Source organism: Escherichia sp. MOD1-EC6098 (assembly GCF_002965865.1).
Classification (GTDB): Bacteria; Pseudomonadota; Gammaproteobacteria; order Enterobacterales; family Enterobacteriaceae; genus Escherichia; species Escherichia marmotae.
In genome coordinates, this window is sequence record NZ_PTSN01000017.1 from 1 (window position 1) to 12546 (window position 12546).

Below are 12546 nucleotides of genomic sequence, written 5' to 3' on the forward strand. Positions count from 1 at the left end.
TGTCTTGAAAAAGAAGGAAAAATAAGGCGTACGCCTCTTCGTCGTGGTGCCCGTACTTTATGGGAGGTAGCAAGGGAAACGGAAAAGTATTAATAAAAACATGCATTTTTTCTGCATGAACTTCACTCACTCCTCTACTGAAATATAACCATGATTTAACAATCAAGAACTTATATTGTTACTTTACGGCGTTAACTGAAATGTTGTCTAATCAAGATTTTTATACCACTCTCAGATACAGATTACTGATGCAGTATCCCATGACAACGCCGCATTTTTCTGACAGCTGACCTCTTCGGCCTCATTAGCTGTGATGTCCTGATAAACAACCACCGAAAAAAAGATAGTCAATTCGTGTAATCGTACTGAAGAGAATCCCGTATAAATATTCAGCTGACAAAACGCCATCAGTCCATAAAAATCAACAGAAGCACAGATGATTCATCCAGTCATCGACGAAAAATTGTTGCCATAACCAGTGGCTATGGTTATTCCGCGCAACTTCGTTAAATACCCAAAACATTTGTCCGCAGGTGATGAAGTTCGTCAATGTCTCTCTTGTCTGAGTGGTGCGTAAAACAGATCGCCAGCAGATGCAGCCAGTGATCCACCGTTTGCGGAACAAAACGCCGGACCGTAAGGCTCCGGCATAAGCGTTCCTGTCATGATAAAGTCATTATGTTGCGTCCTCCTCACTCCAGGTCCCGGAGCAAATCTGGCTGGTACCTGTAAACAGACTTTGTACATACCGCTCTGCAATAAATCCCCGTACCACAGGCCTCACAGAACTTCTTCCCATGAAAAAACCTCTCGCACATCACACAATGCCACTCCAGCACGGTCGGTAATGGCGATAAAAACATCGCCATATCCTCAATGTAAGGGTGGGACTTTTCCGGATTCAGCACCACACAGGCCGCCTTCTGTTGCGCAGTCAGGGCATGTAAATCGTGCTCAAACCACGCCCCCTGAGCATCTGTCTGCAAAATCAACCGGCCACGACAGGAAAGGCAGAAACAATGCCTGATATTTCTGCTGAGCGCAGAATCAGCACTGATAATGTGCTCACCCGGCGTGATCCCCAGCCCCGTTTTTAGACCGTTCATCCTGCCACTGCCTCCTCACTGAAACGCCCTGTATGACAGTGTGTGCAGTACTGCTCCCCATAATAATCGTGGCGGCATTGTCTGCAGTGCCAGCTGGCTTTACGCACCACGGGTAAGGCATCTGGTACGAATTGCTGCAGACGCTTAATCAGTTGTATCTCCCTGCGCTCCGGTCTGACATAAGGACACTGCTGACCGTGAGCCGTCAGCCCGTCGTCAGTGTGTTCAAACCAGGGACGCTCAGTGTCGTATTGCGGGTGGTATCTGAGTGCACTGCCGCAAAGGTGGCAAGTGTAGCGATCGTAAGGTGCAGTCTGTGCGGTACGGGCACCAGTCAGACGCCCGTTGCCATCAAGTGCGAGAAAGGATTTTGCGTACATAGTCATATTCCTCAGCCGCCAGACGACACGCAGGCAACAGCCGTCCCGGTACGGGCAGCGTGGTCAGGTGTGAATAGCGGTTTTCAGTTCAGTCTCAGAAGGGAAAATCAGTGTGGTCGCTGTGAACGCGTCATCACACTAAGGTCAGATAAGTCGTCTGTCGGGCTCAGCCACGACTGCAGCCAAAGTTGCGCTCACCGGTGCCGTAAGCTTTGGTACTCTCCTTCGCCAGATAGTCAGCACGTTCCAGCACCTGCTGAAAGCCGGTGTCATCATTACGCGCCAGCCACACCGCCGGCGTGTCAGGAAAATGCGCCAGCGTGGTATGATCTCCGGCATCCACCCCCAGGGCACTGCACCAGGCCTGTTTAATCATCCCGGCCAGTGATCCCGGAGCGCGGTAATCGCCGGCACGACACCAGGTATCCCGGTTGACCAGCAGCAGGAGGTGATAGTGTTTTTTGCCTTTAAGCTCCCCGAATTCCCGGGCCCAGGCGTAATGCAGGATCGTGGGATGTACGCGTTTACCTTCACGGCGCTTACGCTTCTGGTAAGCGTCGATTCGTGCTTTCAGGGCATTGATGAAGCGGGATATCACAGCTGCGTCCGTTGCTGCCGGTACATCCGGGAGACGCAGGTCAACCCGAAGTGCCGTCAGGCGGGGATGAACATCCAGTGCGCGCAGCACCGTCTCACGGATACGTTGTTGCCAGAAGGGGTTGTATTTGTAGGTCATGATTAAATCTCCGTATGGTTCATACGGAATAACCACGCTGTAAAAAATGCGAAGAGCCCCTGAAGTTATCTCCAGCAGGCAATGTCTCATGCACTCTGTGATAACCCGAACGGTAGTCTCCGGACTGACGATTGAATTACCGGCGTTGTTTTTTTAATGTAAAAAACTGGTTACGGATTGTGGAGCTGTCGATCCTTCCGGTTATTACCGGAAGACCGATCGTCTGTTCTGTCTACTGACGTTACTGCTGGTGCTGATTCTGGTTACCGTTTCAGGCGTCAGTGTATTTGTACTGTTGCAGTAGGTTACTGGGGAGGGATTATCAGGAATCGGCGGAGCAGAGCGACCCGCTGCGTTTGTTGTGCCAGACAGTAACGCACCGGCCCCCCGGTAAATACGAGAAAACCTCAGCAGATACAGGCCGGTAATGCCTGAAAATCAGCCCATTACTGCCCACGCCTCAGGCACCATTCCCTTTTGATTTCGAATTCTTTGTTGTCGCTATACCGCTTAACGTTCCCGGTATTATCCTGGTTCCCGACAACAGCTTTGCGACAAAAAGAATCGCACAGAGCAGATAACACCTGGTGCAACTCCGCTGTGATTACCAAACGTTCAGGTGACATATTTCCAGACAGAAGCCGGAACGCGATCGTAAAGTTTGTTCATGGTTAGTTCTGCCAGCCGGTGATCGACCGCAGAGTTGAAGGCTTCCAGCTCCACAGGGGTAAGTTTATAACGTGTGTGGGAAATCACTTTTTCCAGCGTCTCCCGGGATGAACAACGACGGAACTGATACAGCCAGTCTTCTTTGGTTTTAACTTCCATTAGCCTCTCATCACTTTATGCTGCAATTAACGTGATACTGTCAGCATACCGCACCAGCCTGGCATTCTGATACCCTCCCCAAACTCATTACTCCCGTGCCACCACTTAACCGGTCTCTCAGACTGTCACTCACCAGGTCGGATACGTTTACCGCTCAGAGGGATGCTTAATACACTCTGTTCACGTGCGTTGCTGGTACGTTTTATATACGCAGGTTATACGCCTGCTATCAGAGATAGCACTGTGGATACAACACAATCTGCTGCTACTGCGTTCTCATGCCCACTGATCGCACTCACAGTGTTTATTTCACATATATGATCTCATGTGTTTGATCTCTCTTATATATTTATAATACCAATCAGACAGTCTTATCCCATCGGTGATACCTGTCCCTGCCCACAAGGCACGAGCTGCCCCACCGTAACCGCCCCGTAAATAACTCTGCAATTATCAGAACGACGGTTCTTCCCCTAATCCTCCCGAAAATCATCCCTTCTCTGTCGTGCGTACGCGCGAGAAACATCGTTTCGCGGTAGCCACCGGGTATCCCAGCATCATGCTCCCTGTTTATCTCCCGGCAGGAATATTCCCCTGCTCATTTTTTACGTTTCTCCCCGGTTGTTATGCCGGTGAAGGTGGTGCGTTTTTCATCACCAACGCCGGTTGAGATTAACAACATCCGGAGGAACATTTTCATGAATACCCCAGTTTCGCTGATGGATGACCAGATGGTCGACATGGCGTTTATCACTCAACTGACCGGCTTAACCGATAAGTGGTTTTACAGGCTCATCAAGGATGGTGCCTTTCCGGCCCCCATCAAACTCGGCCGCAGCTCCCGATGGCTGAAAAGTGAAGTGGAAGCCTGGTTGCAGGCGCGTATTGCACAATCCCGTCCGTAATTCCTGACCATTACCCGTTCAACCGCAGCGAATACACTATCCGGCCTCCGGAGGCATTTTGCTGCGTGCTAAAGGAGAGAATATTATGCAAAAACTTGAAAACCGGTGTGATCTGCTGCTCACCCAGCATCAGAAATGGATGGCAAGTGTAACCCGGTTTATTGTCGCTCATGGAATGGGCTCTCCGCATCTTCATGGTTATCATCGCCTGACCCTGGCCCACTTTTTTCTGCCGGAAAAAGGCACCATCATCTCGGTGGCACCACAGGGACTCTATCAGGTAGTCAACCCGGGAACGCCACCGTTCATTCCTGCCATTCAGGAAGGGTTAATGACCAGCATTCAGACTCATGAAATCATGCTACTTACACATTTTAACCTGGGTGGTGTTTTACTCAGTGAACTACATCGTCTGGGAGAAAGCCGACTGGCAAACAGGCTGAACAGTCTGCTCCGGCGTTTTGACGATCGCGATCTCTACCACACCCTGATATGGCTGTGCTGGTATGATCTGATGTGCGCCCACTCCATGCAGCCCTGGACTGAAGAGTTAAAGCATAAATCACACGCAGAACTTGAAAGCTGGGCTGTGGCGCGCAAACGGGAAAAGCGCGAGCTTGAACTGATGATTGACGAGTACCTGTTATACGCCTGTTGATTCATAATCACTCCCGGGCGGTACGTAGTCAGTGATACCGGAATTTCCGGAGAGGGTCGCAGGTATATTGTTTCTGTGCAATTCATGGTTATTCACGTTGGATGTAGTGATTGCTGCATCCAATGCTATCGGAAAGAGATTAACCAGCAAATGGTTCCTCAAATCGTATTGATATTTACCCGGCGCATTGAGCACCACCATCTGCCCCCGTTCCCACATCAAACGGCTGGACCGGAAAACGATTTGCTTTTCATGCTACGTGGAAATTCACGAGAAAGTTATTGGGTCATTCATCGAAAACACATGTTCCGCTGACTGGAGTCATCACCCAGAAATGTACGTCAACTGGACAATAACGATTTTTTCTTTATGGGATTCCATACACTTTTCCATCCCCCTCTGAAAATTAGTCATCAACTCACCAACACATCTTCTGAAATTTGTATTAAACTTATTGCTTAAACAGATGATATAACATCTCTTCCATTGCACAGAATCAGCGAAAACTGTCGTTCTGGCAATCTTAACAAGGTCATTTACCGGTAAATTTCATCAGTAAACAATGGAATATCATACTGATAAAATGAACATTCAGGGTAAGATGATAACATTTACATAAATAACATTGCTGAAGATTATTTACTTCATGCGGATAAACGATAAAATACAAAAGAGTATATTTCTCAATGTAAGAGTCAATTGTTCATCTCCACTGGCGATCACGGTCAACATACAAACAAAGTGAGTCCTCCTGCTTAGTCATTGCGTATCAGAAACTAAAAAACAAAAGATTCTGCAAACAACGTGACATTTTTTATGACATTTCCCGAATACAAGTATATCAATAAACGGTAGTCAGCGTTGAATTAATAAGTCTTACAGAGCTATACGTAGCTTATAAAACCACTCGACGACCATCATCACCTGACTATTTAGCGGGAGTATCGTCTGTATAAATCTATAAATAATAACACCTGTTATTAAAATAAGAATGCTGTCAGCCGTAAACTATTAACACAACACCTGTCCACTCTATCTGTTCTTTTAACTCAACCGGCGTCGAAAATATTTCCTGATTAGTGCATCATAGCCTTCTTTTTTCTTTCCCGACAATCAAAACAAACACAACATTCACAACCACACAATAAAACAAAACCAAAACATAAGATTAACAACACCAATCAACAGGAAAACACTGAATATTGAGGTGCACTGACACCCGGACAGCGCATACGGCGCATGTGATCAACACAGCCCATTCTTTTCTGTCATCCCAAAAACGCAGAATAAACAATAATAACCCGATGAATATAAAAGAAAAAATGGTTTTTACCATCATAAAAACATCAATGTATCTTTATATAAAAACACTGATAACATCACATAAACATTTAAAAACACAAATAAACACTAACAAAAACATTTGATAATCACTTAGTGACTAAATACAATTGAGACGATTTTGTTATAAGAGAGGCGCCATGGAGTGAGATAATGAATAACGAACAGATGCTTATCAAATGCAAAGATCCCCGTAAATGTCGGTTTTATGCTGAATATCTGAATCACAAATACCCCAATGAATTCCCTCAGTTTGCGCCTGACAACCCACAAAACTGTATCAGAAATGTTAATTTGTTTTTAAAAGAAAAGTATTATAAAGCTTCAAACAATTCTTTTGGTGTTTTTGGTTCGACTGCAGAAGAAGCTCTCAGCAAAGAAATTAATGAACTTGAAATTATTGCAGGGCAGGCAATACTGCCTGAAGAGAGTTTTCTCTGGTTGAAAACTGACGAACTTGCGACTTTCTTTACCTGGACTACTATTTATCTGTCGAAGGAAGACCATACAAATTTCCCGGAAATAAACCATAATTCATCAGGGATAAAAAACGGAATTGAAGTCAGAAAAAGACGAACAGTTACCGATGAAACGTTAAATACTTACAAAAAAAGTAACCTTCCGGATAATCCATCATCCCATAACGAACGAATAAAAGTAATCATTTCATATTTTGATTCCTGCCATTCTTTAGTTAATAAAAATGCAAAAAGCATATACCTCGAGGAACTCAGGCAGACGTGGCTTAAAAATAAAAGCGCATGTCAAAAGTTTAAGTGGCTCCTTCCTGACGATGATGAAATGTGTCAGTGGTTCTGGACAAGACTGAAACAAAAACAGGATGAAACACATCCGGTACATAACCCAGTGACCCGGTGGTTCATACCATCTTCAACGAAAGAATATTATCTTGCCTCTCTCGTCGCCTTTGCTTTATGGAAAGAGGCACCTGATACCATTGAACTGTTCAGAACACGAATAAATCATGCCTGGCATCAGAAAAAACAAAAGGACAAATATCGGAGTGATGGTAAAAAGGCCATTAATATACATATAAGAAGCAATGCGAAAGAAATGCTTGATGAACTCAGAACTGTTTACGGTCTGAGAACAGGAGAGTTTTTTGAAATGCTGATTACAGAAAAATATATTGAACACAAGCGAAGGAAGTAATTCATTACCTGTTACATTCTAAATAATCTCAGACAGATATTATCTCCGTGAATCCCCCGCCACCTTTCCGGTGCGCGGAGTTTTGTCTTTTTTCACCGGGAATACATATATGAATCCGTCTGATGCCATTGAGGCAATTGAAAAACCGCTCTCCTCCCTGCCTTACTCGCTTTCCCGCCACATCCTGGAACATCTGCGCAAACTCACCAGTCACGAACCCGTGATTGGCATTATGGGTAAAAGCGGGGCCGGTAAATCCTCACTCTGTAATGCACTGTTTCAGGGGGAGGTCACCCCGGTCAGTGATGTTCACGCCGGCACCCGGGAAGTGCGGCGCTTCCGTCTGAGTGGTCACGGTCACAGCATGGTTATCACTGACCTGCCCGGGGTGGGCGAGAGCCGGGACAGGGATGCAGAGTATGAAGCCCTGTACCGTGACATTCTGCCTGAACTGGACCTGGTGCTGTGGCTGATTAAAGCCGATGACCGTGCCCTGTCTGTGGATGAGTATTTCTGGCGACACATCCTGCACCGGGGACATCAGCAGGTGCTGTTTGTGGTGACGCAGGCCGACAAAACGGAGCCCTGCCATGAATGGGATATGGCCGGTATTCAGCCTTCTCCCGCACAGGCACAGAATATTCGCGAAAAAAAGGAGGCGGTATTCCGGCTGTTCCGGCCCGTTCATCCGGTTGTTGCCGTATCGGCCCACACCGGCTGGGAACTGGATACGCTGGTCAGTGCGCTCATGGCAGCGCTTCCCGACCATGCCGCCAGTCCCCTGATGACCCGCCTGCAGGACGAGCTGCGCACGGAATCTGTCCGGGGGCAGGCCCGTGAACAGTTCACCGGTGCGGTGGACCGGATATTTGACACGGCGGAGAGCGTCTGTATTGCCTCTGTTGCCCGTACGGTTCTGCGCGCTGTCCGTGACACGGTGGTCTCTGTTGCCCGCGCTGTATGGAACTGGATTTTCTTCTGAACACTCTGCCAGGGGAAATGCCTGATTACATTGCGTTAACCAACTGAAAACATGACCCCCCCCCTCATACCCACCTCTTTCTCTTGCGTGACCTCCCTGCTGTTAATAGAATAAAACGATCGATAAAACAGGTATCGATCGTTACTATCGATCGTTTATAGTGGTTAATGGTCTGCGAAAAGGCAGCTGAATCTCTTCATCATGCAGAACGGAATTGCACACAACGGACTGATACTTCTCTGGCGGATGAGAGAGGGGAAGCATTTATGCCCGGGAAAAACCACTTTATCTGACCATGCTGTTTTGTACCTGCCGGTATCCACATTTGTGGGTACCGGCTTTTTTTATTCACCCTCTGTAAGGAAAAGCTGATGAAACGACATCTGAACACCAGCTACAGGCTGGTATGGAATCACATTACGGGCACCCCGGTGGTGGCTTCCGAACTGGTCCGCTCACGGGGAAAACGCGCCGGTGTGGCGGTTGCTCTGTCTCTTGCTGCTGTCACGTCAGTCCCGGCACTGGCTGCTGACACGGTTGTACAGGCGGGAGAAACCGTGAACGGCGGAGCACTGGAAAATCATGACAACCAGATTGTCTTCGGTACAGCCAACGGAATGACCATCAGTACCGGTCTGGAGTATGGGCCGGATAACGAGGCCAATACCGGCGGGCAATGGATACAAAATGGCGGTATCGCCAACAACACTACTGTCACCGGTGGTGGTCTTCAGAGAGTGAATGCCGGAGGAAGCGTTTCAGACACGGTTATCAGTGCCGGAGGCGGACAGAGCCTTCAGGGGCAGGCAATGAATACCACTCTGAACGGCGGTGAGCAGTGGGTACATGAAGGCGGGATTGCAACGGGTACCGTCATTAATGAGAAGGGCTGGCAGGCCGTCAAATCCGGCGCAGTGGCAACCGACACGGTTGTGAATACCGGCGCGGAAGGGGGACCGGATGCGGAAAATGGTGATACCGGGCAGACCGTCTACGGAGATGCCGTACGCACCACCATCAATAAAAATGGTCGTCAGATTGTGGCTGCTGAAGGAACGGCAAATACCACGGTGGTTTATGCCGGCGGCGACCAGACTGTACATGGTCACGCACTGGATACCACGCTGAATGGGGGGTACCAGTATGTGCACAACGGCGGTACGGCGTCTGGCACTGTTGTAAACAGTGACGGCTGGCAGATTATCAAGGAAGGTGGTCTGGCGGATTTCACCACCGTTAACCAGAAAGGCAAACTGCAGGTGAACGCCGGTGGTACAGCCACGAATGTCACCCTGAAGCAGGGCGGCGCACTGGTCACCAGTACTGCAGCAACGGTTCTTGGCAGCAACCGTCTGGGGAATTTCACGGTGGAAAACGGTAAGGCTGACGGCGTTGTTCTGGAGTCCGGCGGTCGCCTGGATGTACTGGAGGGCCATTCAGCGCAGAAAACATTGGTGGATGACGGCGGTATCCTGGCAGTATCTGCCGGTGGTAAGGCAACAGATGTCACCATGACATCCGGTGGTGCCCTGATTGCAGACAGTGGTGCCACTGTTGAGGGGACCAATGCCAGCGGTAAGTTCAGTATTGATGGCATATCCGGTCAGGCCAGCGGCCTGCTGCTGGAAAATGGCGGCAGCTTTACGGTTAATGCCGGGGGACAGGCTGGCAACACCACTGTCGGACATCGTGGAACACTGACGCTGGCTGCCGGGGGAAGTCTGAGTGGAAGAACACAGCTCAGTAAAGGCGCCAGTATGGTACTGAATGGTGATGTGGTCAGTACCGGCGATATTGTTAACGCAGGAGAGATTCACTTTGATAATCAGACGACACAGGATGCCGTACTGAGCCGTGCTGTTGCAAAAGGCGACTCCCCGGTAACGTTCCATAAACTGACCACCAATAACCTCACCGGTCAGGGTGGCACCATCAATATGCGTGTTCGCCTTGATGGCAGCAATGCCTCTGACCAGCTGGTGATTAATGGTGGTCAGGCAACCGGCAAAACCTGGCTGGCGTTTACAAATGTCGGAAACAGTAACCTCGGGGTGGCAACCTCCGGACAGGGTATCCGGGTTGTGGATGCACAGAATGGTGCCACCACAGAAGAAGGTGCGTTTGCCCTGAGTCGCCCGCTTCAGGCCGGCGCCTTTAACTACACCCTGAACCGTGACAGCGATGAAGACTGGTACCTGCGCAGTGAAAATGCTTATCGTGCTGAAGTCCCCCTGTATGCCTCCATGCTGACACAGGCAATGGACTATGACCGGATTCTGGCAGGCTCCCGCAGCCATCAGACCGGTGTAAGCGGTGAAAATAACAGCGTCCGTCTCAGCATTCAGGGCGGTCATCTCGGTCACGATAACAACGGCGGTATTGCCCGTGGGGCCACGCCGGAAAGCAGCGGCAGCTATGGCTTCATCCGTCTGGAGGGTGACCTGCTCAGAACAGAGGTTGCCGGTATGTCTCTGACGACAGGGGTGTATGGTGCTGCAGGCCATTCTTCCGTTGATGTTAAGGATGATGACGGTTCCCGCGCCGGCACGGTCCGGGATGATGCCGGCAGCCTGGGCGGATACCTGAATCTGACACACACGTCCTCCGGCCTGTGGGCTGACATTGTGGCACAGGGAACCCGCCACAGCATGAAAGCGTCATCGGATAATAACGACTTCCGCGCCCGGGGCTGGGGCTGGCTGGGCTCACTGGAAACCGGTCTGCCCTTCAGTATCACTGACAACCTGATGCTGGAGCCACAACTGCAGTACACCTGGCAGGGGCTCTCCCTGGATGACGGCCAGGATAACGCCGGTTATGTGAAGTTCGGGCATGGCAGTGCACAACATGTGCGTGCCGGCTTCCGTCTGGGCAGCCACAACGATATGACCTTTGGCGAAGGCACCTCATCCCGTGACACTCTGCGCGACAGTGCAAAACACCGTGTGAGTGAACTGCCGGTGAACTGGTGGGTACAGCCTTCTGTTATCCGCACTTTCAGCTCCCGGGGGGACATGAGCATGGGTACAGCCGCAGCCGGCAGTAACATGACGTTCTCACCCTCACAGAATGGCACATCACTGGACCTGCAGGCCGGACTGGAAGCCCGTGTCCGGGAAAATATCACCCTGGGCGTTCAGGCCGGTTATGCCCACAGCGTCAGCGGCAGCAGTGCTGAAGGTTATAACGGTCAGGCCACACTGAATGTGACTTTCTGATAATCAGGTCACTCCCCTTCAGGCCCCGGTCATCATGACCGGGGCCTTTTACTTACAGGGAGCAACAGATATGCCGGGTTGTACATCACGTTTATTGCCCGAAGGCCCTTTCTCACGCAACCAGGCTCTTGCCGTCACAACGGCTTACCTTAATGTGCTTATTGAAGATGACCAGGGAACGCATTTCCGGCTGGTGATCCGCAACGCTGAAGGCCAGCTACGCTGGCGCTGCTGGAATTTTGAACCTGATGCCGGAAAACAGCTAAACCCGTATCTCGCCAGTGAGGGAATTCTCAGACAATAAACGTCTTCATTTCATCCATCAGGCCGCGTCTTCTCCGGGAGACGCGGCCTTTTCATTTATACCGCTAACTCATTCATAAGGAGCAAAGTATGCAATTAGCCAGTCGTTTTGGTCATGTAAATCAGATCCGTCGGGAGCGCCCACTGACACGCGAAGAACTGATGTACCACGTCCCGAGTATTTTTGGAGAAGACCGGCACACCTCCCGCAGTGAACGGTATGCGTACATTCCCACCATCACCGTCCTGGAAAATCTGCAGCGGGAAGGCTTTCAGCCGTTCTTCGCCTGCCAGACCCGTGTGCGCGACCAGAGCCGTCGGGAATATACCAAACACATGCTGCGTCTGCGGCGGAGCGGACAGATAACCGGCCAGCATGTGCCTGAAATTATTCTGCTCAACTCCCATGACGGTTCATCCAGCTACCAGATGTTACCCGGATATTTTCGTGCCATCTGCACCAATGGCCTGGTCTGCGGTCAGTCGCTGGGAGAAGTCCGGGTGCCACACCGGGGAAACGTGGTGGACAGTGTGATTGAAGGTGCTTACGAGGTGGTGGGCGTTTTTGACCGGATTGAAGAAAAGCGTGACTCCATGCAGTCGCTGGTCCTGCCGCCACCGTCACGCCAGGCGCTGGCACAGGCGGCACTGACTTACCGTTATGGTGACGAACATCAGCCCGTCACCACTGCTGACATTCTGACACCACGACGCAGGGAGGATTACGGTAAGGACCTGTGGAGCGCATATCAGACCATCCAGGAGAATATGCTGAAAGGCGGAATTTCCGGTCGCAGTGCCAGAGGAAAACGTATCCACACCCGTGCCATTCACAGCATCGACACGGACATTAAGCTCAATCGCGCATTGTGGGTGATGGCGGAAAGGCTGCTGGAGAGCCTGCGCTGATGCCGTT

General features: G+C 50.1%; 12 protein-coding genes and 1 pseudogene. 9 read left to right on the forward strand and 4 right to left on the reverse strand.

The window, feature by feature from the left end:
- Positions 1-93, forward strand: a 93-nt coding sequence (locus tag C0K55_RS17285; protein WP_236942607.1) for a FaeA/PapI family transcriptional regulator, incomplete at its 5' end; no start/stop codon positions are given.
- A gap of 599 nt (positions 94-692) precedes the next feature.
- Here C0K55_RS17285 and C0K55_RS17290 read toward each other — a convergent pair.
- The 4 genes from C0K55_RS17290 to hha form a co-directional block, all read right to left on the reverse strand.
- Positions 693-1106 (reverse strand): putative zinc ribbon protein, encoded by a 414-nt coding sequence (locus C0K55_RS17290; RefSeq protein WP_097411230.1) that lies wholly within the window; start codon positions 1104-1106, stop codon positions 693-695.
- The gene (locus tag C0K55_RS17295) at positions 1103-1486 is read right to left on the reverse strand and encodes a putative zinc ribbon protein (protein WP_042093266.1); all 384 of its coding nucleotides are present in this window, start codon (positions 1484-1486) and stop codon (positions 1103-1105) included. The genes C0K55_RS17290 and C0K55_RS17295 overlap by 4 nt, the downstream gene beginning before the upstream one ends.
- Positions 1487-1652: 166 nt before the next feature.
- Complete coding sequence (locus C0K55_RS17300; RefSeq protein WP_123058168.1) at positions 1653-2222, reverse strand: inovirus Gp2 family protein; 570 nt, start codon at positions 2220-2222, stop codon at positions 1653-1655.
- A 615-nt stretch (positions 2223-2837) separates the two neighbouring features.
- Complete coding sequence (gene hha, locus C0K55_RS17305) at positions 2838-3050, reverse strand: hemolysin expression modulator Hha (RefSeq protein WP_032176813.1); 213 nt, start codon at positions 3048-3050, stop codon at positions 2838-2840.
- 698 nt (positions 3051-3748) lie between these two features.
- Here hha and C0K55_RS17310 point away from each other — a divergent pair.
- The 8 genes and pseudogenes from C0K55_RS17310 (at position 3749) to C0K55_RS17355 (ending at position 12539) form a co-directional block, all read left to right on the forward strand.
- On the forward strand, positions 3749-3955 hold the full coding sequence (locus C0K55_RS17310; RefSeq protein ID WP_183084060.1) for a helix-turn-helix transcriptional regulator: 207 nt from the start codon (positions 3749-3751) through the stop codon (positions 3953-3955).
- A gap of 85 nt (positions 3956-4040) precedes the next feature.
- Positions 4041-4613, forward strand: coding sequence for a hypothetical protein (locus C0K55_RS17315; protein ID WP_021564615.1), 573 nt, complete (start codon positions 4041-4043; stop codon positions 4611-4613).
- 171 nt (positions 4614-4784) lie between these two features.
- Positions 4785-4911, forward strand: a pseudogene (locus C0K55_RS17325) (IS1 family transposase); the annotation flags it as partial.
- A 1196-nt stretch (positions 4912-6107) separates the two neighbouring features.
- A complete protein-coding gene (locus C0K55_RS17335) occupies positions 6108-7127 on the forward strand; it encodes a transcriptional regulator (protein ID WP_105267082.1) in 1020 nt (339 codons plus the stop codon).
- A gap of 109 nt (positions 7128-7236) precedes the next feature.
- Positions 7237-8109: a GTPase family protein gene (locus tag C0K55_RS17340; RefSeq protein ID WP_105283205.1), complete on the forward strand. Its 873-nt coding sequence runs from the start codon at positions 7237-7239 to the stop codon at positions 8107-8109.
- 371 nt (positions 8110-8480) lie between these two features.
- Positions 8481-11327 (forward strand): Ag43/Cah family autotransporter adhesin, encoded by a 2847-nt coding sequence (locus C0K55_RS17345; protein WP_105283206.1) that lies wholly within the window; start codon positions 8481-8483, stop codon positions 11325-11327.
- A 70-nt stretch (positions 11328-11397) separates the two neighbouring features.
- Positions 11398-11631 (forward strand): DUF905 family protein, encoded by a 234-nt coding sequence (locus C0K55_RS17350; protein ID WP_001117568.1) that lies wholly within the window; start codon positions 11398-11400, stop codon positions 11629-11631.
- Positions 11632-11720: 89 nt separating this feature from the next.
- Positions 11721-12539, forward strand: a complete 819-nt coding sequence (locus C0K55_RS17355; protein ID WP_105266303.1) for a DUF932 domain-containing protein — start codon at positions 11721-11723, stop codon at positions 12537-12539.
- The last annotated feature ends 7 nt before the right edge of the window (positions 12540-12546 follow it).